Source organism: Nonomuraea fuscirosea, from assembly GCF_003001935.1.
GTDB classification, from domain to species: domain Bacteria; phylum Actinomycetota; class Actinomycetes; order Streptosporangiales; family Streptosporangiaceae; genus Nonomuraea; species Nonomuraea fuscirosea.
In genome coordinates, this window is sequence record NZ_PVNG01000020.1 from 19,792 (window position 1) to 44,000 (window position 24,209).

Genomic DNA, 24,209 nt, shown 5'->3' on the forward strand with positions numbered 1-24,209 from the left:
CGTCAGGCCGTCAGGTCGATGACCGTCTTGACATCGTGCTCGGCGGGTTCGAACCCCTCCAGGGCGCGCGTCAGCGGCACCCGCCGCGTGATCAGCCGTTCCAGCCAGGCCGGCTCCGCCTTGGCCAGCGCCGCCGCCGCGTCGCGGAAGTGCCGCAGGTTCCCGTTCACCGTGCCGAAGATGACGTCGTTCTCCAGCACGATGTCCCGGTTGATCACGCCGGCGTCCACCCGGTGCGACCGCCCGCCGGGCGAGAGCCCGCACAGGCAGACGATGCCCACGGCGGCGGTGGTGGTCATGGAGTCGATGACGAGCGGCCCCGCACCCGTGCACTCGATAATGATGTCCGGCTTGGCGTCGGCGAACTCCCGCAGCGACGAGCCGGAGTGGTACGTCCCGCCCATGGCCTCCACCAGGCTCGACTTGAGCCCGGGGCCGGCCCGGTCGAGGACGTGCACCTCCAGCCCGCGCTGGCGCCCGAGCAGCGCCGCCAGCAGCCCGATCGGCCCGGCGCCGGTGACCAGCAGCGTGCGCGGCTCGAACCAGGACCGCGCGCCGATCCGCTCGATCTGCTCCCACGCCTTGGCGACCACCGACGCGGGCTCGACCAGCACGCCGACGCTCTCCAGCGAGCGGTCCACCTTCACGGCGTAGGCGGCCTCGACCGTCCAGCGCTCGCTGCCGAACCCGTCGAGCTCCTTGATGCCGCGCTCGGTGTAGCCGCCGTTGCGGCACATGTCGAACTCGCCCCGCCCGCAGGCTCCGCACGGCACCGGGTCGGGACGGCGGACGACGCCGACCACGAGATCCCCGGGCGAGAACGCGGACCCGTCGGGGGCTTCGAGCACCCGGCCGAGCGACTCGTGGCCGATGACCATGCGCTCCTCGCCCGGCGGCGGCCAGCCGTAGTCGGCGGCGAGCAGCTCCCTGTCGGTCCCGCAGATGCCGAGGGCCAGCCCCTCGACGAGCAGCTCGCCCTGACCCGGCCGCGGGTCGGGCACCTCCAGCACGTCGAGCGTGCCTTTACTCCCCGGTACGAACGTCAGCGCGCGCATCGCCGCCACCTCCTCGCCAGGGCCCTACCCACGCTGCCCCCCTCAACCTCGCGCTTGGGAAATAGTAGGACGTCCTAGTATCTTCGTAGGTGAAGCCTCCACGAAGGAGTGATCAGGCGTGCACGTCCCGCGACACCCCGTCCGTTTCGTGACCGCCGCGGCCCTGTTCGACGGGCATGACGCGGCGATCAACATCATGCGGCGCATCCTCCAGTCCCAGGGTGCCGAGGTCATCCACCTCGGGCACAACCGGTCGGTCGACGAGATCGTCACCGCCGCGATCCAGGAGGACGTCCAGGGGGTGGCGATCAGCTCCTACCAGGGTGGGCACGTGGAGTTCTTCACCTACCTGGTGGACCTGTTGCGCGAGCGTGGCGCCGGCCACGTGAAGGTGTACGGCGGCGGCGGGGGCGTGATCGTCCCCGAGGAGATCGAGCTGCTGCACTCGCGCGGCGTCACCCGGATCTTCTCGCCCGAGGACGGCCAGCGCTACGGCCTGCCCGGCATGATCAACAAGCTGATCGAGGAGTGCGACGCCGAGCTGGACGACCCGCCCCCCGTGGAGGCCGTGGTCTCGGGCGACCAGGCGGCGCTGGCCCGCGCGATCACCCTGATCGAGAGCGGCCGCGCCCCCGCCGAGCTGCTGGCCGGCCTGGCCACGGAGCGGCGCGCGCCCGTCCTCGGCATCACCGGCACCGGCGGCTCGGGCAAGTCCTCGCTCACCGACGAGTTGGTCCGCAGGTTCCGGGTGGACAACGACGACAAGCTGCGCATCGCGATCATCGCCATCGACCCGACCCGCAGGCGCGGCGGCGGCGCGCTGCTCGGCGACCGCATCAGGATGAACAGCCTGGGCCCCCAGACCTACTTCCGCTCCCTGGCCACCAGGGGCGCGGCCAACGAGGTGCCCGCCTGCCTCGACGACGTGATCAACGCCTGCCGCGCGGCCGGCTACGACCTGGTCATCGTGGAGACGCCCGGCATCGGCCAGGGCGACGCGGGCATCGTGCCGCACGTGGATGTGCCGATCTACGTGATGACGCCCGAGTTCGGGGCGGCCTCCCAGCTGGAGAAGATCGACATGCTCGACTTCGCCGAGGCCGTGGTGATCAACAAGTACGAGCGGCGCGGCGCCGAGGACGCCCTGCGCGACGTGCGCCGCCAGCTCGTCCGCAACCGCGAGGCGTTCGGCGTCTCACCCGACGACATGCCGGTCTTCGGCACCATCGCCGCCCGCTTCAACGACGCCGGGGTCACCGCCCTCTACCACCACCTCAAGCCCCTCCTCCCGACCGGTGCGAGCCCCGGCCTGCTGGCGCCGGTCCAGGGCCGCACCTCGCAGGCGTCGGCCGCCATCGTCCCGCCCGCCAGGGTGCGCTACCTGGCCGACATCGCCGAGACCGTGCGCGGCTACCACACCGAGACGCTGGCCCAGGCCGAGGTGGCCCGCCGCCGCCAGCAGCTGGCCGCCGTACGCGACCTGCTCAGCGAGGAGGGCGCGCGGGAGGCCGTCCGCGTCGAGGGTGAGCTGTCGGAGGAGAGCCGCGCGCTGCTCGACGGCTGGCCCGCCGTCAAGGAGCGCTACCGCGCGGACGAGCTGGTCGTGAAGGTACGCGACCGCGAGATCCACACCCCGCTCTGGCGCGAGACGCTGTCCGGCAACCGCATCCCCAGGGTGGCCCTGCCCCGCTACACCGACCACGGCGACCTGCTGCGCTTCCTGCGCTCGGAGAACCTGCCGGGGATGTTCCCGTTCACCGCCGGGGTGTTCCCGTTCAAGCGCGACGATGAGGATCCGACCAGGATGTTCGCCGGCGAGGGCGACCCGTTCCGCACCAACAGGCGCTTCAAGCTGCTGTCCGAGGGACAGCCCGCGACCAGGCTGTCCACCGCGTTCGACTCGGTCACGCTGTACGGCAACGACCCCGACCTGCGCCCCGACATCTACGGCAAGGTCGGCACCTCGGGCGTCTCGATCGCCACGCTCGACGACATGAAGGTGCTCTACGACGGGTTCGACCTGGCCGCGCCGAACACGTCGGTGTCGATGACGATCAACGGCCCGGCCCCCACGATCCTGGCCTTCTACCTCAACGCGGCCGTCGACCAGGCCCTCGACCGCTTCCGCGGCGAGCAGGGCCGCGACCCCGACGAGGCCGAGGCACGCGAGCTGCGCGCCCGCACGCTGTCCACGGTCAGGGGCACGGTGCAGGCCGACATCCTCAAGGAGGACCAGGGGCAGAACACCTGCATCTTCTCCACGGAGTTCAGCCTGCGGATGATGGCCGACATCCAGGAATGGTTCATCGCCAACGGGGTCAGGAACTTCTACTCGGTCTCGATCTCCGGCTACCACATCGCCGAGGCCGGGGCCAATCCGATCAGCCAGCTCGCGTTCACGCTGGCCAACGGCTTCACCTACGTGGAGGCGTACCTGGCCAGAGGCATGAAGATCGACGACTTCGCGCCGAACCTGTCGTTCTTCTTCTCCAACGGCATGGACCCGGAGTACAGCGTGCTCGGACGGGTGGCCCGCCGGATCTGGGCGGTGGCGATGCGCGAGCGCTACGGCGCGGGCGAGCGCTCGCAGAAGCTGAAGTACCACGTGCAGACCTCGGGCCGGTCCCTGCACGCCCAGGAGATGAACTTCAACGACATCCGCACCACCCTCCAGGCCCTGATCGCCGTCTACGACAACTGCAACAGCCTGCACACCAACGCCTTCGACGAGGCCGTGACCACTCCCTCGGCCGACTCGGTGCGCCGCGCCATGGCCATCCAGCTCATCATCAACCGCGAGTGGGGGCTGGCCAGGAACGAGAACCCGTTGCAGGGCGCGTTCATCATCGAAGAGCTCACCGACCTGGTGGAGGAGGCGGTGCTGAGCGAGTTCGAACGGCTGTCGGACCGGGGTGGCGTGCTCGGCGCGATGGAGACGGGCTACCAGCGCGGCAAGATCCAGGACGAGTCCATGCTGTACGAGATGCGCAAGCACGACGGCTCGCTGCCGATCGTCGGCGTCAACACCTTCCGCAACCCGCGCGGTGAGGACGAGGCCGAGCCGCACCAGGTGGAGCTGGCCAGGGGCACCGAGGAGGAGAAGCGCTCGCAGCTCGACCGGCTGCACGCCTTCCACGAGCGCAACCGCTCGGAGGCGCCGGCCGAGCTGGCCCGGCTGCGGGACGTGGCGATGTCGGACGGGAACGCGTTCGAGGTGCTGATGGAGGCGGCCAGGGTCTGCTCGCTCGGCCAGATCACCGACGCCCTCTTCGAGGCGGGCGGCCAGTACCGCCGCAACGTCTGACCGAGCCGGGTGCCGTGAGGGGTCCGGACATGGGACGCCGATAGGATCACGGTTCTGGGGAAATTCCGTATTCTGGAGGATTTCATGTCCGACGTCACCCTCAGGGGTAACCCGATCACGGTCGGCGGCACCTTCCCGAAGCCCGGCGACAGCGCGCCGGCCTTCCGCCTCGTGGGCTCCGACCTGTCCGATCGCTCGCTCGACGACTTCGGTCAGAAGACCAAGGTCCTCAACATCTTCCCGAGCGTCGACACCGGCGTCTGCGCCGCCTCGGTGCGCCGCTTCAACCAGGTGGCCGGTGAACACCCCGACGTGGCCGTGCTCTGCGTCTCGGCGGATCTGCCCTTCGCCCAGGGCCGGTTCTGCGGCGCCGAGGGCCTGGAGAACGTGACCATGCTCTCGCTCATGCGCGGCCGCGAGTTCCTCGCCGACTACGGCGTGGCGCAGGAGTCGGGCCCGATGGTCGGGCTGGCCGCCCGCGCGGTGGTCGTGCTCGACGGCGACAACAAGGTGATCTACTCCGAGTTGGTGCCCGAGATCTCCCAGGAGCCCGACTACGACAGCGCGCTGTCCGCCCTCAAGTGAGCCGCCCTCAAGGGAGCCACTGCTGAGTGAGCCGCCCGCGTACGTCGCGGGCGGCGGCTCAGCCCTTGATGCCCACGCCGCACAGGGCGAGCGACGACTGCGGGCCCGCGGCGAAGTCCACCACGTCCGGCAGATCGGGCCGCCACTGCGGTAACCACACCAGACCCGGGTCCACCAGCTCGAACCCCTCGAACAGCTCGCCGATCCGGGCACGGTCGCGCACGGTGAGCGGCAGGCCGGCGCTCCGGTAGACCTCGGTGCACCGCTCGACCGCCGCCGGGCGGGCCTCGCTGGTGCCGTGGGACATGACCAGGAAGCTCCCGGGTGCCATGGCCGCACGCAGCGCCGCGATGATCTCGCCGGGCCGTTCGGAGTCGGTGATGTGGTGCATGACCGCCACCAGCAGCACCCCCACCGGACGGCTGAAGTCGATCGCCCCCAGCACGGCGGGATCGCGCAGGATCGCCTCGGGCCCGCGCAGGTCGCCCTCGACGACGGTCGTGCCGCCCTGGCCCTCCAGCAGCGCGCGGGCGTGCACCAGCACCACCGGATCGTGGTCGACGTAGACCACCCTGGCCCCGGGATCGACCTCCTGCGCGACCTCGTGCACGTTGCCCGGCCCCGGCAGGCCGGTGCCGAGATCGAGGAACTGGGTGATGCCGCTCCCGGCCAGATGGCGCACCGCCCGGCCGAGAAACGCCCGGTTGGCCCGCGCCGCCGCGGGTAACTCGGGAGCCACCTCCAGGATCTTCTCCGCCGCCGCGCGGTCGGCCGCGAAGTTGTCCTTTCCGCCGAGGAAGTAGTCGTAGAGCCTGGCCACGCTGGGCGTGCTGGGATCGAAGCCGAGTGACTCCCGCTCCAACCGTGGTCCCCCGATCAACGAGTTAACGATCTTTGGCCAGGAGTCTACGGAGGCCGACCGACATTCGCAGGATCTAGGCTGCTTACGTGGACGACCTCGGCGTGCCTGTGCAGATCCCCGAGTCCGTGAGCCGGATCGTGTCCCTGGTGCCGTCGCTGACCGAGTCGGTCGCGGCGACCCTGCCGGGGGCGCTGGTGGGCGCGACCGACTGGTGCTCGCACCCGGCCGATCTCGACGTGGCCAGGGTCAGGGGCACCAAGAACCCCGACCTCGACGCGATCAGGCGGCTACGGCCCGACGTGGTGCTGGCCAACGCCGAGGAGAACCGCGCGCCCGACATCGAGGCCCTGCGGGAGTCGGGGATCGCGGTGTGGGTGACGAAGATCGAGACGGTGGCGGAGGCGTTCGCGTCGCTGGAGCGCATGTTCGCCCTCGCCTGCCGGACAGAGCCGCCCGGGTGGCTGGCGGCGGCGCGGGAGGCGTGGCGGGCGCCGTACGAGGGGGCGCGGCGGACGGCGATCGTGCCGATCTGGCGGCGGCCGTGGATGGTCGTGGGCCGCGACACGTTCACCGGCGACGTGCTGCGCCGGCTCGGCGTGGACAACCTGTACGCCGGCCATCCCGAGCGCTACCCGAAGATCCCGCTCGCCGAGCTGACCTCACGCCGCCCCGACCTGGTGGTCCTGCCCGACGAGCCCTACGCCTTCAGCGCGACCGACGGCCCCGAGTCGTTCCCCGGCCTGACCTGCGCTCCCGTCAGCGGCCGGCTCCTCACCTGGTACGGCCCCTCCCTCGTGCACGCCCCCGAGACCCTGTGCCACGCCCTCACCTGACCGGGACGCAGGGCCGGGCCGACTCGGGTCGCGGCCGGGCGCGTCGAGGCCGCGGTCAGCTCGCCGCGTCGGACCTGGCGGCCAGGGCGGCGTCCACGGAGGCGGGGGACAGGACGTGCTCCATGACGATCACCGCCATCCCCACGATCCCCGCCCGATCCCCGAGCGAGCTGGTGACGATCTTCAGGTTCCTGGTCGTGTACGGCAGGCTGCGCCGGTAGACGACCTCCCTGATGCCCGTCAGGTAGTGCTCCCTGGTCTGCGCCATGTCCCCGGCCAGCACCAGCACGCCCGGGTTGAGCAGGCTGACCGCCGTGGCCAGCACGACCCCGAGCGTCCGCCCGGCCTCCTGGACCCGCGCGATGGCCCCGGGGTCGCCCGCGTGCACGAGCCGGACCACGTCGCGGCTGGAGGTCATGCCGAGATCGGTGGCCAGGGCGTGACCGCTGGCCAGCGAGGCCACGCAGCCGCGCGAGCCGCAGGTGCAGACCCGGTCGTCGGTCTCGCGCAGCCGGACGTGCCCGATGTTGCCGGCCGCCTCCTCGACGCCGCGATAGATCTGGCCGTCGAGGACGATGCCGGTGCCGATGCCGGTGGAGACCTTGATCAGGATCAGCGAGTCGGTGCCGCGCCAGGACGACCACCACTCGCCAAGCGCCATCGCGTTGGCGTCGTTCTCCACCAGGATCGGCACGTCGAACATGGAGCCGATGGCCTCGCCCACCGGATGGTCGTCCCAGCCGGGCATCAGGAACGACCTGATCGCCCGCCCGGTGGCGTGGTCGACGGAGCCGGGCAGGTCGAGGCCGACCCCGCACACGTCGCCTGTCGGCCGCCCGGCCCGGTCGAGCATCCGCTGGAACGCCTCCCGCACCCACGACAGCACGGCGTCAGGGCCGAGTTCGATGCGCATCTCGGCGCGTTCCTCGGCCATCGGCCGGGCGGCCAGGTCGGTGAGCGCCACCCTGGCGTGACTGGCGCCCAGGTCGGCGACCAGCAGCAGGCGCCTGGTGGCGTCCACGTCGAGCACGGACGGCGGCCGCCCGCCCCCGGAGACGCCCACGCCGGACTCGTGGATGTAGCCGGCGTCGATGAGCCGGTCGACCCGGTCGGTGATGGTCGACCGGGACAGACCGGTGTACTCGATCAGTTCCTTGCGGGTACGGCAGGTGCCTTTGCGGATCAGCTGGAGGATCTGCCCTGCCGTCAGCATGGTCTATCCCTTCTCCGCTCCTGCGGTGAGGCCCTCCGTCAGCAGGCGCTCGCCGGCGAAGAACACGATCACGATGGGCAGCGTGAGCACCACCGATCCAGCCATCAGGACCGTCGTCGGGATCTCGATGCTCCCCGCCAGCTGAGAGAGCCCCAGGGACACGGTCCAGCTCTCCCGGCTCTCCACCAGGAAGAGCAGGGCGAACAGGAACTCGTTCCACGCGATCATGAACGCGTAGAGGCCGGTGGCCATCAGCGCGGGCTTGGACAGCGGCAGCACCACGCGCCAGATGGTCGACAACCTCGTGCACCCATCGATCGCGGCCGCTTCCTCCACGCTTCGCGGCACGGTCTCGAAGTAGTTGCGGAGCATGTATACCGTGACGGGCACCGTTTGCGCGATATACACGAGGATCAATCCGATCAGCGAACCGCGCAGCCCGATCATGGTGAAGAGCACGAACAGCGGGATGGCCAGCACGATCGCCGGGAAGAGGTACACCGCCAGGAACAGGAAGTGAACCTGACGCCGGCCGAAGAACCGCAGCCGCGCGACCGCGTACGCGCCCGGGATCGAGATCAGCAGCGTGACCGCCACCGAGGCGACCGCGACGATCGCGCTGTTGCGCAGGAAGGTCAGGAAGCCCTGCTTGGTCAGCACGTTCACGTACGTGTCCAGGGTGAAGGCGCTCGGCCAGATCGAGCCGGGGTCCAGGATGAGCTCCTGGATGTCGCGTACCGACAGCATCACCATGTAGAGGAACGGGAACGCGGTGATCAGGACGAGGAACGCGATCACCAGCGGCTTGAGCACCTTGAGCAGGGCCCGCTCGAACCTATCCCTGCTCACGTTCGCCTCCCGCGAAGAATCTGAGGTAGACGGCCAGGAAGACCACCAGGAAGATCGCCAGCACGATCGCCTGCGCCGCCGAGGCGCCGATGTCGTCGCGCGAGGTGAGGAAGTTGTAGACCCGCACGCTGACCACCTCGGTGCCGGCGCCGCCGCCGGTCAGCAGGTAGACGTCGTCGAACTTGGTGAAGGTGAACACGAAGCGCAGCACCGACAGCAGCGCGATGATCCGCCAGAGCTGCGGCATGATCACGTACCGGAAGCGCTGGGTGGGCGTGGCGCCGTCGACCACCGCGGCCTCGTCCAGCTCGGCCGGCAGCGCCTGCAGCCTGGCCAGGATGAACAGGAACGCGAACGGGAAATACCGCCACGCCTCGAACGCGATCACCGTGAGCAGCGCCACCGGCACCTCGATGCCCAGGAACTCGCCCCTGGCCTGGGTGAGGAAGGCGATCGGCTCCGCCAGCCAGGTGTTGACGATGCCGTACTGCGGGTTGAGCATCGTCTCCCACAGGAACGTCACCGCCACCACCGGGGCCACGTACGGGATCAGGATCGAGGCCCTGACCAGGGTCCTGCCCCGGAACCTGTCCCGCAGCGCGAGCGCGGTCACCAGCCCGATCACGATCGACAACGCGGTCCCCGCGACGGTGTAGACGAGCGTGTTGACCAGCGACGTCCAGAAGCCCGGCTCGGACATCACGTACGTGAAGTTCTCCAGCGTGTAGTGGCCGAAGATGCCGACCCGCCGGATGTTGATCAGCCGCGCGTCCTGGAACGCCAGCATGATCGCCCACAACAACGGCAGCACGACCACGACCAGCGTGATGATCAGCGTCGGCGAGATGAGCACGAGGCCCGCCCGCGCCTCCTGCTCCTTGAGCGTGCGAGGGGATTTGACGCGGGATGTCACTGGCGGATCCCGCGCTTGATGGACTCGACGTCGGTCTTGGCCTGGGTGGCGGCGGCCTGGGGGGTCAGGGAGCCGTCGACGACCATGCTGAGCGCCTTGGGCACGGGCAGCTCACCCATCGTGGCGCCGACCAGCTTGCCCTGCCCCTGCGGGATGCCCCACCTGGCGAAGGTGTCGGGGCTCTTGCGCAGGGCTTCGAGCACGTCAGCCGGGTAGACGTCGGCCAGCGGCTTCTTGGTGTCGACCCCGGCGGGCAGCTTGTTCCACTTGTCGTCGAAGCCCTTACGGGTGGGGAACTTGCCCTCGGGGGCCATGCCGATCCAGCGCTCGTAGCCCTCGTTCATCAGGTAGGAGACGAACTTGCTCGCCGGTTCGGTGGCGGCGCCGTTCGTGATCGCCCATGAGACGATCTCGCCGTATTGTGCGGGCGCGCCGCCGTCGGGCCCCTTGAGCGCGGTGACGACGCCGGTGTTCTCGGCCAGCCACTCGGGGTTCGCGCGGCACTCCTGGCAGCTCGGCAGCGCGTCCTTACGCAGCCCGGCCATCTCGTCGAGGATGAACGACGACCAGATCATCATGGCCGCCTTGCCGGAGAAGTAGGTGGCCCTGGTGGTGTCGACGTCCTGCTTGCCCTTGACGGAGTAGTCTCGCGCCAGCTTCGCGTAGAACTCGAACGCCTTCGCACACTGTGGCGTCCCAAGGGCGACATTTCCGGAATTGTCGACGAGCTGGCAGCCGTTCGCCAGCGCCACATGCTCGAAGCTCTGCGCCGTGAACGAGTCCTTCGGCGCGATCGCCAGCGTGATGCCCGCGACCCCGCCGGTGTTGAGCTTGGCGGCGGCCGCCTCCAGCGCCTCGTACGTGTCCGGCGGCTGCAGCCCGGCCTTCTCGAACAGGTCCTTGCGGTAGAGGATGAGCTGCGCCCACCCGTCGCTGGGCACCGCCAGCAGCTTGCCCCCCGAGGTGTCCAGCTCCAGCGCCCGGGGCGAGAACGTGTCGCGGCCGAGCTGATCCACGATCCGGCCCGGCGTCTCGGTGTCGAGCAGGTCGTTGGCCTCCAGCTCGCGGATCGAGGCCAGCGGCAGCGCCCCGATCACGTCGGGCAGGTCGTCCGCGGCGGCGGCGGCCGTGATGGTCTGGCTGAACTGGTCCTCGGCCACGCCGACCAGCTTCACCTTGATCCCGGTCTTCTGGGTGAACTCGGAGATGATCGCGTTCTGCACGGCCATCCGGTCCTCGAGGTTCTCCTCGGTCCAGACCGTGATCTCGTTGCTCGCGGACGACTGCTCGCCACCGCCGCCGCCGCCGCAGGCCGCCAGAGCGGCGGCCAGCAGCGTGGCGGAGAGGACGGCGGTTACCTTCGTCGGCATGGCGCGCTCCTCTGGTTGGGGATATGCCGCCCTTACCCCCGGACGAGATGACGCAACGTGCGATAGGCGATACCGAGACCGGTCTGTACCCTCTCCGTGCTGCCGCTCCACACGGCGTCCTCGTGCTCCACGGAGACGACCCCGTCGTAGCCTCCCTCGTGCAGCGCGTCGATCACCCGGGTCCAGTCGACCTGGCCGAGACCGGGCACGCGGAAGCGGTACCAGCCCTTCTCGCCGCTGATCGGGCCGTGGAAGCCGTACCGGTCGATCCTGCCCGGCAGGATCTGCGTGTCCTTGGCCTGCACGTGCGCGATGTTCCCTATGTACGGGGTCAGCGCCGCCACCGGGTCGATGCCCAGCGCCACCAGGTGCGAGGGGTCCCAGTTGAGCTTGAGCCCCAGGGTGAACATCCACTCCCACAGCTCGGGGGAGTAGGCCAGGTTGCCGGGATATCCGTCGGGATGCCAGCTCTTCATCACGCAGTTCTCGATCACGATCTCGACGCCGTGCCGGGTGGCGTACTCGACCAGCGGGCCGAAGACGTCGGCGGCCCGCTTGAGGTTGTCGTGCACGCTCAGCCCCGGGTCGCGGCCGACGAACGTGCCGACCGTGGGGCAGCCGAGCGCGGCGGCGGCGTCGACGCAGCGCCGTACGTGCGCGTTCACCTGCGGCCCTGCCTCAGGGTGCAGATTGTTCTCGTAGTACGCGATCGAGGAAAGCGTGAGTCCGCTCTCTGCGAAGATTCGCCCGACTCGCGAGCATTCGGCGTCGTCGAAACGATCTACTCTGATGTGATTTCGGTCATCCGGAGAGGGCCAGCCGGCGACCTCGAGCGCCTCGAAACCCCGGCTGGCAGCCCAGTGTGCAATGTCGGTAAGGTCGCTTTCCGGAAGACACGCTGTCAGAAACCCCAATTTCATCAGTCACCTCCGACGGAAGTCGTAGACTTCAGAGTGTTATCAGCGCAACTATGGTGTGCAAACAAGTACTAAATCTTCTACTTTTGTTTGATCAAAACGCATAAGTGTGGGGAATGCGCGTCATCACCTTCCAAGAGCCAGGCCAAGTCCGCGTCAGCCTGGAGTCGCCCGCCGAACTGGTGGCGGGCACAGTGCGCGTGCGCACTCTCTATTCAGGAGTCTCAGCGGGCACCGAACTCACCGCCTATCGCGGTACAAATCCCTATCTCAGTCGCAAGTGGGACACCGAGCGACGGCTCTTCGTCGAGGGCCAGACTCATGCCTACCCGCTGGCCGGCTGGGGCTACCAGGAAGTCGGCGAGGTGGTGGAAGCCGCGCCCGATGTGGCCGACCCACCGGTCGGCAGCCTGGTGTGGGGCATCTGGGGCCACCGCGCCGAGGCCGTCGTGCCGGCGGACAAACTCGTCGGTCACGTCCTGCCGCCCGGCGCCGACCCCGTGACCGGCGTCTTCGCCCGGGTCGGCGCCATCGCGCTCAACGCGGTCCACGCCGCCGACATCCACCTGGGCGACCAGGTCGCGATCTTCGGCCAGGGCGTCATCGGGCTGCTGGCCACCCGGCTGGCCGTGCTCAGCGGCGCCCGCGTGGTCGCCGCCGACGGCATCGCCGACCGGCTGGAGCTGGCCAGGAAGTTCGGCGCCGCGGAGACGTTCGACATCGCCTCCGGCTCGGTGGCCGAGTTCATGCGCAAGCGCGTCGAGGGCGCCGACACCGCCATCGAGCTGAGCGGCAGCCACGCCGGGCTGCACGAGGCGATCAGGACCGTGCGCAAGGGCGGCCGGGTCGTCGCCGCCGGCTTCTACCAGGGCGACGGCATCGGGCTGCGGCTCGGCGAGGAGTTCCACCACAACCAGGTCCAGCTCGTCTCCTCCCAGATCGGCGGCGTCGCCTCGTGGCTGGCGCACCGGTGGGACGTCGAGCGCATGCAGCGCACGTTCATGGAGCTCGTGCACCGGGGAGAGGTCGACGCCCGCGAGCTCGTCAGCCACGTCATGCCCCTCGACCGGGCCGCCGAGGCGTTCGACCTGATCGACAGGCACCAGTCCGAGGTGCTCCAGCTCGTCTTCGATTTTGAGGAGTCACAGTGAAGCTCGCCGTACAGGAGCAGCTTCTCCCCGGCCGTACCCTGCAGGAGAAGTACGCGTTCGCGCTCGATGCCGGATTCGACGCCATCGAACTGCGCGGCAAGGGAGACTTCCACTTCGCGGGGCGGCTCACCGAGCTGAAGCGGGCGCTGGCCGACGGCGTGGTGATGCCGACGGTGTGCGTGGACATGCCGCACTTCATCGGCGACTTCGACCCGGCCAAGCGCAAGGACGCCATCCAGCAGCTCCGCTCGCAGCTTACGGTGATCGCCGAGCTGGGCGGCATCGGCGTGATGACCCCCGCCTCCTGGGGCCAGTTCTCGCGCAGACTGCCGCCGTTCGAGCCGCCGCGCGGCCCGGAGGAGGACCGCGAGGTGCTGGCCGAGGCGCTGGGCATCCTCGGGGAGCACGCGCAGCGCAACGGCGTGCTGATCATGCTGGAGCCGCTCAACCGCTACGAGAACCACATGGTCAACACCCTGGCCGACGCGGTCTCCTACTGCGCGATGGACTCGATCAGGGTCGTCGGCGACACGTACCACATGAACATCGAGGAGGACGACCCCTGCCGGGCGCTGGTCGACGCGGCCCCCTACCTCGCCCACATGCAGATCAGCGAGTCCAACCGCAACCAGCCGGGCACCGGCCACCTCGACTGGGGCGCCCAGCTGGCCACGCTCGACGCCATCGGCTTCGACGGCTACCTCGCCCTCGAATGCCGCCTGCGGGGCGAACCCGAGATCGTCCTGCCGCAAACTGCCGCCTTCGTCAGGAAATATCTATGATCCTCCGCGACGCCGTGCGCGTCCTCGTGAGCAACTGGGACGGCGCGCACACGGTCCCCTCCCGTCGCCTCTACCCCCACCAGTGGAGCTGGGACTCCGCCTTCATCGCGATCGGCAACGCCCGCTGGTCGCCGCGCAGGGCCAGGTCGGAGCTGCTGTCCCTGTTCGGCGCTCAGTGGGCGGACGGCCGGGTGCCGCACATCGTGTTCAACCCGCGAGTGCCGGCCGGCTCCTACTTTCCCGACCAGGGCTTCTGGCAGGCCAAGGCGCCCTCGGGGGCCGAGACCTCCGGCATCGTCCAGCCGCCCGTGCACGCGCTGGCGGCGTGGAAGACGCATCTGGCCGAGCCCGACACCGCGTTCCTGCGCCGGATCTACCCCCGGCTGGTGGCCCAGCAGGAGTTCCTGCGCCGTGACCGGCGCTCGCCGGAAGGGCTGATCTCGGTCGTGCACCCCTGGGAGTCGGGCATGGACAACAGCCCGGCCTGGGACCGGCCGCTGCGCGCGGTGCAGGCTGGCGGCGCGTCGGGGTTCACCCGCAGAGACCTCGACAGCGTCAGCGCCGACGAGCGGCCCACCGACCGCGACTACGCGCAGTACATCGAGCTCGCCACGGCCTACCGCGACTCCGGCTACACCGACCCCGGAGCTTTTGAGGTCGAGGATCCCCTGTTCAACGCCGCGTACGGGCTGGCCGAGTCCACCCTGGCCAAGATCGCGAACACTCTGGGCCTGGACGCGGAGCCGCACGAGCGCGAGGCCGAGGCGATCACCCTGGCCATGGTCGAGCACCTCTTCGACGGCGGCCTGTTCCAGGCTCGCGACGTGCGTACCGGCGAGCTGACCGACACGGCCAGCGCGGCCGGGCTGACGCCGCTCATCCTGCCGGGGCTGCCCGCCGACGTGGCCGAGGTGCTGATCGCCACCGCGCTCGACCGGTTCCAGATCAAGGATCTGCCGCTGCCGAGCTATGCCCCGGACACTCCCGAGTTCGACCCCGCCCGTTACTGGCGCGGGCCGAGCTGGATCAATGTGAGCTGGATCGTCTGGCAGGGGCTGAAGGACCGTCGTCCCGACCTGGCGGCGACCCTGGCCGACTCGGTGCTGAGCGCGGTGGTCAAGTCGGGGTTTCGCGAATACTTCGACCCGTACACGCTGCGCGGGCACGGCTGCCGTGACTTCAGCTGGTCAGCCGCCCTCGTCCTCGACATGGTCGCAGAGCACGGCCTGCACGGTCTGAAGCCGTCTGGCCGCGAGGCCGGTCAGGAAGTCTGGAGCATCGGCGAACCCCACCAGATCGGTGATCACGCGCTCACGTAGCAGCCTGCCGCGCTCCCTGAGCAGGCCGATGGTCTCGTGCGAGAGCCGCTCCCTGTCCCAGGCGTGCGCCAGGCCGCGCGGCACCCGGCCGATCTGGGCGCAGCGCACGGTCAGCCCGTTGTGGTGGAACTCCTCGCCGAGCCGCACCTCCTGCGCGCCCTCGGTGTAGAAGGCCAGGTCGACCAGGGTGCCCTGAGGGCGCAGCAGGCGCAGCCCGAGCGCCAGCGCCCTGGTCTGGCCACGGCACTGGAAGACCACGTCGGCGCCGCGGTCGCCCGGGCCGTGGCGCCAGCGGCGCTTGAGGTCCACCGCCGGGTCCTCGTCCGCGGCCATCGTGTCCGCGCCCAGCGCCGCGGCGATCTCCAGCCGCTCCGGTGTCTCGTCCACCACCACGACCTCGGCCGCGCCGCCGGAGAGCGCGAAGCAGGCCGTCAGCAGCCCGACGACGCCCGCGCCCACGACCGCCACCCGCCGCCCGCGCACGCCGTCGCCCAGGTGCCGCACGGCCGGGCCGTGCAGGTCGTGGGCGGCGTGCAGGAGGCCGTTGGCGCAGATGGGGCCCATGTGAGCGACATAGATGCCGAGGATGGGGTCGAGGTCGTCGGGCAACTCGACGAACCGGTCGGTCATCGGATCGGCCACGTACGCGGTGCGGTGCCCGTAACACATGGCCACCAGCGAGCCCTCCCGCACGGCCCGCGTCCGCGTCTCGACCACCAGGCCGACCTGCATGTAGCCGATGCCGCGCACGGGATAGGACACCGACGGCTCCCCGTCGCGGAACAGCCCGAGCGCCGGATCCCAGCTCGCGCCCAGGTAGGGGTTGGTGCCCTTGACGTAGGTCAGCTCGGTGCCGGCGGAGACGCCGCTGTGCGTGGTGGCGACCATGAACCCGCCCTCGGGCAGGTCGGGCAGCTTCTCCTCGATCAGGCGCACCTCGCCGGGCGCCTCGATGCTCAGCACTTCAGTCATGCAGGGTCACCGGCCTCCGTTCGGTGGCGGACCGCGCGAGCGCGAGCGCCACACGATGGGTGCGCAGCGCCTCACCGTACGGTACGCGGACATCGGCCGCCCTGCCCTGCACAGCGTTGATGAACTCCCGGTCCACCCTGGTCTTCGCCCGGCCGTCGTCCTCGATCGCGCGCTCGCCGTCCACGAGCAGCCGCGTCTCGCTGAGTTCGAGCGCGATCCCCTCCGCGCACACCTCCAGCCCCACCCGGTGCTTACGCGTCAGCAGGCAGGACGTGGCCAGCAGCCCGGACGCGCCGCCGGCGAAGCGCATCACGGCGGAGGTGGCCCGGTCGACCTCACCGTCCACGCTGTCGCCCGCCGGCACCGCGTGCACCATCTCGACCTCGCCCACCAGGAGCCGCGCGAGGTCCAGCACGTGGACCGCCTGCTCGACGATCTGGCCGCCGGACATCTCCCGTTTCAGCCACCAGCCGACCGGGGGCACCTTGTCCAGCCAGTGGCCCAGCGCGAGGCGTACGGGACGGCCGGAGAGCAGGTCACGGGCCTGTTCGACGATGTCGAGATAACGCCAGTGGTGGCCGACGGCGGAGGGCAGAGATCTTCGCTCGATTTCGGTCGCGATTTTTTCTGCTGTTTGGAGGTCGAGTGAAAGGGGTTTTTCCACGAAAAGGGGGAGATTGCACGACAGAACATCATGTTCCGGGTTACCGTGCGCGAAAGGAGGCACACAGACGTAAACGGCGTCGAGACCACCGGCACTGAGCAGGTCGGCATGGCCGCCATAGGCGGGGGAGCCGTGCTTCGAGGCCAGAGCCTCGGCCCTGTGGGGATCGGTGTCGGCGATTCCAGCGATCGTGACATCGGGGAAGCCGGACAGGACGTCTGCATGGCGAGCGGCGACATTTCCGGCACCTACGATGCCGACACGGGTCATTGGGGACACAACCCGGCATATGCCACGTCCAGGCGTAATCAAACAAACATGTTCGAGAGCCTAACCGGCGGGCAGAAGCCGTGACCTCATGAGATCGGGGCTGATGCATGGAGACAGATATGCGAGCCTTGGCCAGGGTTCAGGAATGGTACGGCCCCCACTCGAGCACGTCAGCCGAGTGGCCGGTGGACGCCTTAATGATGGCCAAAGGAGAGACCACGGTCAGCGTGGTCCTGCCCGCGCGTGACGAAGAGAGCACCGTGGGCGACATCATCACCACAATCCGCAGAGACCTCATCGAACGCACTGCACTCGTCGACGAGATCCTGGTCGTCGACTCCAACTCCACCGACGCCACCGCCGAACGGGCCCGCGAGGCCGGCGCCCGGGTCGTGGCGCAGAACGACGTGCTGCCCCACCTCCCACCTCTCACCGGCAAGGGAGAGGCCCTGTGGAAGGGGCTGGCGGCCTCCAAGGGCGACATCGTCGTCTACATCGACTCCGACCTGCGCAGCTTCGGCGCGCACTACGTGTCGGGTCTGGTCGGGCCGCTGCTGGTGGACCGGGGCATCCACTTCGTCAAAGCCACCTACGAACGGCCCTACGTCGGCGCCGACGGCTCCGTCCAGCGCGGCGGCGGCGGCCGGGTGACCGAGCTGGTGGCCAGGCCGCTGCTCAACATGTTCTGGCCGGAACTGGCCGGATTCGCCCAGCCGCTCGGCGGCGAGTACGCCGCCCGCCGCGAGGTGCTCGAACGACTGCCCTTCGTCACCGAGTACGGCGTGGAGTTCGGCCTCCTCGTCGACCTGCTCCACCTCGTCGGGCTGGACGCCATGGCCCAGGTCGACCTGGGCCACCGCACCCACACCCACCAGCCGATGGCCGCCCTGGGCCGGATGGCCGGGCAGATCATGCAGACCGCGTGGTCCCGCCTGGAACGCCAGGGCCGCGTACTCGCGTCGGAACCCCCGGCGCACACCCTGCTGCAGTTCGGACTCGAAGGCGAGGCCGGTCTCGTGGACGTGGCCGTGGCGGAGCGACCTCCGCTCGCCTCCCTCGTACTTGAGGAGGACCTGGCGTGAGGATCCTGATGAACGCGGGGCCGTGGCTCGACGTGCCGCCCGCGGGTTATGGCGGCATCGAGAACGTGGTGGCCACGCTCGTGCCCGCGCTGCGCGAGCGAGGCGTGCACGTCGTGCTGGCATCGGTGGGCTCCAGCGGGCTCGACGTGGACGAGCTGATCAGCGCGTACGACGAAGGCCAGTTCACCGAGCTGCAGAAGCCGTACAACCAGGTCATGGGCATCGCGCACGCGCACCTGGCCCGGGTGGCGGCCGAGCTGCGGCGGCGCGACGACATCGACCTCGTGCACGATCACGTCGAGGTGGTCGGCCCGGCCGTGCTGTCGGCGCTCGGCGGGCCGCCCGTCCTGCACACCCTGCACTGGGACCTGCGCAAACATGCGGCCTTCTACGGCGCGTTCCCGCCCGGGATCGCGGTCAACGGCGTCTCAGAATCGCAGATCGCCCGCGCCCCTGACGCGCTGCGCGCCGCCGCGCTCGGCTCCATCCACCTGGCCACCCCGCTGGCCGATCGTGAGACGCGGGTGGAGCGCGGCGAGCACCTGATGGTCATGGGCCGCGTCTGCGCGCTCAAGGGCCAGCACGTGGCGGCCAGGATCTGCCAGAAGCTCGGCCTGCCCCTCGTCCTGGCCGGTCCGGTCAGCGGCCGCGACACCGCCGCCGAGCTGGACGTCGTCGCCCAGAACCCGTACCACCCGCTGCACAGCCACCCCGACGTGCGCTACCACCTGGACCAGGTGACTCCCTACCTGGACGGCGACCTGGTCCGCTGGGTCGGCGCGGTCGGCGGCCAGGAAAGGGACGACCTGTACGCCTCGGCCCGAGCCGCCCTGTTCCCCATCCAATGGGACGAACCAGGCGGGACCGCCGTCGTGGAGGCCATGGCGCTCGGGGTGCCCCCGGTGGGCCTGCGCCGCGGCTGTCTGCCCGAACTCATCGACCACGGCCGTACCGGCTTCCTGGCGGACAGCGAGGAGGAGCTGGCGGAGTGCCTGCTGCGGCTGGACGAACTGGACCCCGAGGAGTGCCGCCGCGAGGCCCGCCGCCGCTTCACCCCGTCGGTGATGGCCGATCGCTACCTGGAACTGTACGAGCGACTCACCCGGAACTGACGGCTCGCGAACCCGGTCGGGAGGACGCTCGGGAGAACAGGCCGGCGCGCGCTGACGGCTCGCCGGCCTGCCCGGTGGACTAGGAGAAACCCCTGGGCAGCACGGTCACCGGGCAGGCCGACGCGCGCAGCACCTTCATGGCCAGCTCACCGAGAAACACCCGGTGCGGCTGCGCGTCCTCGCTGGCCGCGCACACCAGCAGCTCGCCCGGCAGCCACTCCAGGTCCGCCAGCGCGGCCACCACGTCGTGCCCCTCGGCCACGTCCGCCTCCGCCTCGATCCCGGTGCTCTCCCAGGCCAGCCGGACGGCCAGGGCGAGATCGTCCCTCAGCCTGCCCTGGTCCTCCGTACGCAGGTCGAGCGTGATCAGCCGGAGCGGGACGCCCAGCCGCAGCGCCGCGTGCGCCACCTGCTCGACCGCCGCGTCACACTGCGGCCGATGCACGTATGCCAGCGTGAGCCGGGCGGGCTCGACCGGCGGCCGATAGCCGGCGGGCGTCAGCATCACCGCCTCGGACGACCGGTGGAGCAGGTGGTCCGCGGCCGAGCCGATCGTGATACGGCCGTGCTGCCCGCCGCCCGCCGAGCCGACCACGATCAGGTCGGCCCTGATCCGGCTGGCCAGCACCGACAGCCCCCGGCCCGTGCCCCGGCTCTCGAACGTCAGATATTCGGCCGGGACCTGCCCCAGTTCCTCGGCCGCGTGCGCCAGATTGGCCTGCGCCTCCACCGCCAGCCCCGGGCTGCCCGGCGGGTAGATCGTGGCGATCGTCAGCTCGCCGCCGGTGACCCGGGTGATCGCGGAGCCCAGCGCGAGGGCGTCCCGCCCACCAGGGTCGTTCGCATAGCCGACGATCACGTGCGCACCGATCACGATCCCCCTCTTACCCGACTTGAGCTGGGAATACGCGACCTCAGCGACAACGTTGTAAACGTACGGAGGCGCAAAGAACGTGAAGATCACCCTTGACACCCGTTTCAACGGGTCCCTCGGCCCCATCACCCTCGGTGAAGCGGTTCAGCAGCTCAAGTCTCGCGATCTGGCCTGCACCGTGGCCGCCGACGTGCTGGAGCAGAAGATCACCATCTTCTCCGACTGCGTGGAGCGCGGGTTCACGCCGCTCCGCAGTGAGATCATGGCCGCGTACTACGTCGCCGAGCGCGACGCCACCGCCGAGGCGTTCGACCGGGGGCTGATCACCCGCGGCGAGCTGGAGACGAAACAGGCCGCACTGGTCCGTCAGCTCCTGTCCTGACGCCGTTTTAACCACGGTTGACGGCCGGAGTTCGTAAGGTCGTGTCCATCGCATATTCATGGATTGGACACGTGTGTACGAGGACATCGTCGACTTCGCCCGCTCCACGCCCGAGTGGCTGCACATCCTCGCCGAGGTCGGCACCGACGCCGGGTTGTTCGTGTTCGCGGCGCTCTTCGTGCTGGTCGCGGTACGAGCGTGGCGGGCGCCGGCCAGGGATCTGGCGCTCGCGGTCGCGGGGCCGGCCGGGATCGTGCTGGCGTACATCCTGAGCGAAGTGATCAAGACCTTCGTTCAGGAGGACCGGCCGTGCCGGGGCGGCATCGCGACGATCGCCGCCTGCCCGCCGCTCGACGACTGGTCCTTCCCCAGCAACCACTCCGTCATCGCGGCCGGTGCCGCCGCCACCCTGGTCCTGGCCTGGCGCTCCCTGGCCTGGGCGGTGTTCCCGCTGGCCGTGGTGATGGCGTTCTCGCGGGTGTTCGTCGGGGTGCACTATCCGCACGACGTGGCGGCCGGCTTCCTGCTGGGGGCCACGCTGGCGCCGCTGTTCGCGCTGCTGCTGGTCGGGGCCATCACCCCGGCCGTACGCCTGCTCCGCGCCCGCCTCCCCGAACGCCTCGGCCCCACCGCCCCCGACCCGGCCCCGAACTGGCGCCAACGCCCCTCCACCCCCGACCCCCACAACCCCCCGCACCCCCAGCCCTTCGAGCACCCTCACCCCGCCCCCGGAAACTTCGGCGGCCCCCAGTCATCGTTCGAGAATCCACAGCCCTCCTTCGGAGACCCGCAGCCGTCGTACGGAGACCCCCACCCGTCCTTCGGCGCAGACCCGCATCAGCCGTTCAGAGGAGATCCGGGCCGGGCCTTCGAAGGGGACCCACGACAGACCTTCGGCGCGGACCCGAGCCGGCCCTTCGGAGCAGCTCCACAGCAGCCCTCGCATGCGGCCCCCCGGCACGGATACCCCGCCGACCGAGGCGCACAGCCAAGCTACGGGGAGGCGACACCGCAACTCTGGGCCGCGCAGCCGCCGCGACAGTACGGCGAAGCCCCGCCCCGGGGTCACGCCGAAGGCCGGTCCCGGCGTCGCACCGAGGGCCCACCGCAGCGTTAGCCGTTGACGCCCCGGAGCCATGCTGAGAAGCCGGCCCCGAGGCGTTGGGCGGCCGGGTGCCCATCAGCCTCACCGGCGGGGCTGTCCCGAACCTGCGCCGCGGGACCCGCCTCGCTGACCCGACAGAACCGCGTCGCCCACCAGGCAAGGCCCTACCGGCGGGATCGTGCCGGATGTGTGCGCTCGGCGGCCCCAGAGCCGCGCCGAAGGCGGCGCCGGGAGTCCGTCCGAGGGCACGGTCAGGTCGGCGGGGTGGACCAGCGGTCGGTGATGGAGATCAGGCGGTCCAGGGTGCCGGGTTCGGAGTAGGCGTGGCCGGCGTCGTCGATCAGGTGGAGCTCGGCTTCCGGCCAGGCCTTGTGCAGGTCCCAGGCCGTGGCCACCGGGGTGCAGACGTCGTAGCGGCCCTGCACGATCGCCGCGGGGATGTGCCGGATCCGGTCCACGTCCCTGATGAGCTGGTCGGGCTCGAACCAGCCGCCGTGGGTGAAGTAGTGGTTCTCGATCCTGGCGAAGGCGACGGCCATCTTCTCCTCGCCGAACTCCTCGACCAGCGTCGGATCGGGCCGCATCGTGATCGTGCCGCCCTCCCACTGGGCCCACGCCTTGGCCGCCGCCAGCCGGGCGTCGTCGTCCGGCCCCTCCAGCCTCTTCCTGAAGGCCGCGATCAGGTCGTCCCGCTCCTCCTCCGGGATCGGGGCGATGAAGCGTTCCCACAGGTCGGGGAACATCTGGCTGGTCCCGTCCTGATAGAACCAGCGCAGCTCCTGAGGCCGCAGCGTGAAGATCCCGCGCAGCACCAGCTCGGTCGTCCGGTCGGGATGCGTCTGCGCGTACGCCAGCGCCAGCGAGCTGCCCCACGAACCCCCGAACACCTGCCACCGGTCGATCCCGAGGTGCTCGCGCAGCTTCTCCATGTCGGCCACCAGGTGCCACGTGGTGTTGGCGCCCAGGTCGGTGGCCGGGTCGGAGGCGTGCGGCAGGCTCCGGCCGCAGTTGCGCTGGTCGAACAGGACGATGCGGTAGAGCGCGGGGTTCCACTGGCGGCGGTGCTTGGCGTTGCACCCGCCCCCCGGGCCGCCGTGGAGCATGACGGCGGGCTTGCCATCAGGGTTGCCGCAGACCTCGTAGTAGATCTGGTTGCCGTCGCCGACGTCGAGCAGTCCGGAGTCGTACGGTTCGATGGCGGGGTACAGGGTTTTCATACGTCCTGATCCTGCCGCATCGTCCGGGTTGACTGCGGCAGGGGCTCAGCCGGACCAGTCGTATCGGGTCAGGAACGTACGGCTTCCGGTCGCGTAGTCGTGGAACGCCTGCCGTACCTCCGCAAGCTCCGCCACCTCGGCCCGGATGAGCTTGCCCTCTTTGTACTCCAGCTCGTACCCGGGCGAGACCTGGAGGAAGTGCTGCCCGAAGTTGACCACCGCCACGAACGGGTTCTGCGGTGACATCGTGCCGAGCACGTCGTGGATCAGCCCGAGGTCGGGGTCGTTGACCATCATCCCGTCGCCGGTGTGGAGCTGCATGCCCTCGTAGACCCCCAGCGGCGCCACGTTGTGCACGAGGTCGCGCTGCGGGTCGTAGCAGACCAGGCCGTGCGCCCGCGCGGCCGTGAACACCTGCGCGGACATCTCGTCCATCGTGTCCAGGTCCATCGTCACCAGGACGTGCCCGTCCGGGTAGCTCGTGACCTGGCCGGGCAGTTCCTTGGCGACGTCGGGCGCGGCGCCGGTGGCGGGTTCCGTCCGCTTGACCGCCAGGTACGTCGCCCGCGCCTGGTCCCTGCTGATCGGTACGGGCTCGTCCCAGACCATCAACTCAACACTCATCGACTCTCCTTGAGGAGGCTGGAATCCCCGTGCCTCATAGCGGGGAGGGTAGCCGGGCCGCGGCCGTGGGATCGAACCCGGGCGCGGCGATCGGCCGATCGTGTCCGTCCATCTTCGCCGACGCCCGCACCCGGGTCGCGCCTCACTGCCTGGGCTTTTCCGAATCCGGCACCAGCACGACCGTGCAGTTCGCGCAACGGCGGGCCTCGGCGGGAATGTCGGACAGGCATTCGGGGCACTGCTTGGTGGTGGCCGCCTTGTTCCGGTCGAACAGAGAGATCAGCCGGGTCATCGGAGCCACGATCAACCAGTACACGACGGCCGCGATGATCAGAAAGCTGAGCAGGTGATTGAGGAAGTCGCCGTACAGGAAACGACTGCCGTTGACCGTGAACGAGTAGTCGGCGAAGTCGGGCTGCCGGCCGCCGGTGATCGCTCCGATCAGCGGGGTGACCAGATCGGTGACCAGCGCCTGCACCAGACCGCTGAACGTGGCGCCGATGATCACCGCGACCGCGAGTTCGACGATGTTGCCTCGGAGTAAGAACTGTTTGAATCCGCCCATGACACCGGATGTTGCCGCGAAGGGCGACGGCAAACGGACGCAGGCGCATGCTGGGTGCGTGAGCCGTCTTCGACACCGCGCCGTCGGGGGCGGCTCACCCCCGTTGACCTCGGGCGGAGTAAGGACGACGCAAGCGTGGGAAGGAACAGGGTGATCAGTCGGGCCCGGGGTTGTCGGGGGGAGCGGGGG

The 24,209-nt window shown here is 69.9% G+C and carries 22 protein-coding genes and 1 pseudogene; 10 read left to right on the forward strand and 13 right to left on the reverse strand.

Annotated elements, in window-relative coordinates; all coding sequences use genetic code 11:
- Nucleotides 1-2: 2 nt before the first annotated feature.
- Nucleotides 3-1,055, reverse strand: a complete 1,053-nt coding sequence (locus B0I32_RS38260) for a glucose 1-dehydrogenase (protein WP_106248085.1) — start codon at nucleotides 1,053-1,055, stop codon at nucleotides 3-5.
- A 118-nt stretch (nucleotides 1,056-1,173) separates the two neighbouring features.
- Between B0I32_RS38260 and icmF the strand changes: the two genes are divergently transcribed.
- Nucleotides 1,174-4,359 (forward strand): fused isobutyryl-CoA mutase/GTPase IcmF, encoded by a 3,186-nt coding sequence (gene icmF, locus B0I32_RS38265; RefSeq protein ID WP_106248086.1) that lies wholly within the window; start codon nucleotides 1,174-1,176, stop codon nucleotides 4,357-4,359.
- Between the two features lie 84 nt (nucleotides 4,360-4,443).
- The gene (gene tpx / locus B0I32_RS38270) at nucleotides 4,444-4,944 is read left to right on the forward strand and encodes a thiol peroxidase (RefSeq protein ID WP_106248088.1); all 501 of its coding nucleotides are present in this window, start codon (nucleotides 4,444-4,446) and stop codon (nucleotides 4,942-4,944) included.
- Nucleotides 4,945-5,002: 58 nt separating this feature from the next.
- On the opposite strand, the gene B0I32_RS38275 is transcribed toward tpx, so the two are convergent.
- Complete coding sequence (locus tag B0I32_RS38275; protein ID WP_245956285.1) at nucleotides 5,003-5,824, reverse strand: SAM-dependent methyltransferase; 822 nt, start codon at nucleotides 5,822-5,824, stop codon at nucleotides 5,003-5,005.
- A 68-nt stretch (nucleotides 5,825-5,892) separates the two neighbouring features.
- On the opposite strand from B0I32_RS38275, the gene B0I32_RS38280 reads away from it, so the two are divergent.
- Nucleotides 5,893-6,639, forward strand: a complete 747-nt coding sequence (locus B0I32_RS38280; RefSeq protein ID WP_106248091.1) for a helical backbone metal receptor — start codon at nucleotides 5,893-5,895, stop codon at nucleotides 6,637-6,639.
- Nucleotides 6,640-6,694: 55 nt separating this feature from the next.
- Here B0I32_RS38280 and B0I32_RS38285 read toward each other — a convergent pair whose 3' ends face one another.
- The 5 genes from B0I32_RS38285 to B0I32_RS38305 are packed head-to-tail and all read right to left on the reverse strand — an operon-like array spanning nucleotide 6,695 to nucleotide 11,904.
- Nucleotides 6,695-7,852 (reverse strand): ROK family transcriptional regulator, encoded by a 1,158-nt coding sequence (locus tag B0I32_RS38285; protein WP_106248093.1) that lies wholly within the window; start codon nucleotides 7,850-7,852, stop codon nucleotides 6,695-6,697.
- Between the two features lie 3 nt (nucleotides 7,853-7,855).
- Nucleotides 7,856-8,701, reverse strand: coding sequence for a carbohydrate ABC transporter permease (locus tag B0I32_RS38290; RefSeq protein WP_245956286.1), 846 nt, complete (start codon nucleotides 8,699-8,701; stop codon nucleotides 7,856-7,858).
- On the reverse strand, nucleotides 8,688-9,614 hold the full coding sequence (locus B0I32_RS38295; protein WP_106248095.1) for a carbohydrate ABC transporter permease: 927 nt from the start codon (nucleotides 9,612-9,614) through the stop codon (nucleotides 8,688-8,690). The genes B0I32_RS38290 and B0I32_RS38295 overlap by 14 nt, the downstream gene beginning before the upstream one ends.
- Nucleotides 9,611-10,984, reverse strand: coding sequence for an ABC transporter substrate-binding protein (locus B0I32_RS38300; protein WP_106248096.1), 1,374 nt, complete (start codon nucleotides 10,982-10,984; stop codon nucleotides 9,611-9,613). Before B0I32_RS38300 ends, B0I32_RS38295 begins: the two co-directional genes overlap by 4 nt.
- 32 nt (nucleotides 10,985-11,016) lie before the next feature.
- Nucleotides 11,017-11,904, reverse strand: a complete 888-nt coding sequence (locus B0I32_RS38305; protein ID WP_106248098.1) for a sugar phosphate isomerase/epimerase family protein — start codon at nucleotides 11,902-11,904, stop codon at nucleotides 11,017-11,019.
- A 113-nt stretch (nucleotides 11,905-12,017) separates the two neighbouring features.
- Here B0I32_RS38305 and B0I32_RS38310 point away from each other — a divergent pair, with 113 nt between their 5' ends.
- The 3 genes and pseudogenes from B0I32_RS38310 to B0I32_RS61830 all read left to right on the forward strand — a co-directional run.
- On the forward strand, nucleotides 12,018-13,052 hold the full coding sequence (locus B0I32_RS38310; protein WP_106248100.1) for a zinc-binding dehydrogenase: 1,035 nt from the start codon (nucleotides 12,018-12,020) through the stop codon (nucleotides 13,050-13,052).
- A complete protein-coding gene (locus tag B0I32_RS38315; protein WP_106248101.1) occupies nucleotides 13,049-13,834 on the forward strand; it encodes a sugar phosphate isomerase/epimerase family protein in 786 nt (261 codons plus the stop codon). Before B0I32_RS38310 ends, B0I32_RS38315 begins: the two co-directional genes overlap by 4 nt.
- Nucleotides 13,831-15,012, forward strand: a pseudogene (locus B0I32_RS61830) (MGH1-like glycoside hydrolase domain-containing protein); the annotation flags it as partial. The gene B0I32_RS38315 and the pseudogene B0I32_RS61830, both read left to right, overlap by 4 nt.
- A 9-nt stretch (nucleotides 15,013-15,021) precedes the next feature.
- Here B0I32_RS61830 and B0I32_RS38325 read toward each other — a convergent pair.
- Both B0I32_RS38325 and B0I32_RS38330 read right to left on the reverse strand, forming a co-directional pair.
- Complete coding sequence (locus B0I32_RS38325; RefSeq protein WP_106248103.1) at nucleotides 15,022-16,125, reverse strand: zinc-binding dehydrogenase; 1,104 nt, start codon at nucleotides 16,123-16,125, stop codon at nucleotides 15,022-15,024.
- Entirely contained in the window at nucleotides 16,118-17,059 is a 942-nt protein-coding gene (locus B0I32_RS38330; protein ID WP_106248105.1) for a Gfo/Idh/MocA family protein, read from the reverse strand. The genes B0I32_RS38325 and B0I32_RS38330 overlap by 8 nt, the downstream gene beginning before the upstream one ends.
- 119 nt (nucleotides 17,060-17,178) lie before the next feature.
- On the opposite strand from B0I32_RS38330, the gene B0I32_RS38335 reads away from it, so the two are divergent.
- Nucleotides 17,179-18,141: a glucosyl-3-phosphoglycerate synthase gene (locus tag B0I32_RS38335; protein ID WP_106248106.1), complete on the forward strand. Its 963-nt coding sequence runs from the start codon at nucleotides 17,179-17,181 to the stop codon at nucleotides 18,139-18,141.
- Nucleotides 18,138-19,253 (forward strand): glycosyltransferase, encoded by a 1,116-nt coding sequence (locus B0I32_RS38340; protein ID WP_219912221.1) that lies wholly within the window; start codon nucleotides 18,138-18,140, stop codon nucleotides 19,251-19,253. The genes B0I32_RS38335 and B0I32_RS38340 overlap by 4 nt, the downstream gene beginning before the upstream one ends.
- Before the next feature lie 79 nt (nucleotides 19,254-19,332).
- Here the strand turns inward: B0I32_RS38340 and B0I32_RS38345 are convergent, their stop codons facing one another.
- Nucleotides 19,333-20,127 (reverse strand): universal stress protein, encoded by a 795-nt coding sequence (locus tag B0I32_RS38345; RefSeq protein WP_245956287.1) that lies wholly within the window; start codon nucleotides 20,125-20,127, stop codon nucleotides 19,333-19,335.
- A 79-nt stretch (nucleotides 20,128-20,206) separates the two neighbouring features.
- On the opposite strand from B0I32_RS38345, the gene B0I32_RS38350 reads away from it, so the two are divergent.
- Together B0I32_RS38350 and B0I32_RS60370 are read left to right on the forward strand one after the other, a co-directional pair.
- Nucleotides 20,207-20,509 (forward strand): hypothetical protein, encoded by a 303-nt coding sequence (locus tag B0I32_RS38350; RefSeq protein ID WP_106248108.1) that lies wholly within the window; start codon nucleotides 20,207-20,209, stop codon nucleotides 20,507-20,509.
- 58 nt (nucleotides 20,510-20,567) lie between these two features.
- Nucleotides 20,568-21,626 carry a phosphatase PAP2 family protein gene (locus B0I32_RS60370; RefSeq protein ID WP_245956288.1) on the forward strand — a complete coding sequence of 353 codons (1,059 nt, stop codon included), beginning with the start codon at nucleotides 20,568-20,570 and terminating at the stop codon, nucleotides 21,624-21,626.
- 239 nt (nucleotides 21,627-21,865) lie between these two features.
- Here B0I32_RS60370 and pip read toward each other — a convergent pair whose 3' ends face one another.
- From pip to mscL, 3 genes are all read right to left on the reverse strand, one after another.
- Nucleotides 21,866-22,831 carry a prolyl aminopeptidase gene (gene pip, locus B0I32_RS38360; protein WP_106248109.1) on the reverse strand — a complete coding sequence of 322 codons (966 nt, stop codon included), beginning with the start codon at nucleotides 22,829-22,831 and terminating at the stop codon, nucleotides 21,866-21,868.
- Between the two features lie 45 nt (nucleotides 22,832-22,876).
- Nucleotides 22,877-23,455, reverse strand: coding sequence for a hypothetical protein (locus B0I32_RS38365; RefSeq protein ID WP_245956289.1), 579 nt, complete (start codon nucleotides 23,453-23,455; stop codon nucleotides 22,877-22,879).
- Nucleotides 23,456-23,597: 142 nt separating this feature from the next.
- Complete coding sequence (gene mscL, locus B0I32_RS38370) at nucleotides 23,598-24,020, reverse strand: large conductance mechanosensitive channel protein MscL (protein WP_106248112.1); 423 nt, start codon at nucleotides 24,018-24,020, stop codon at nucleotides 23,598-23,600.
- Nucleotides 24,021-24,209 lie beyond the last annotated feature (189 nt).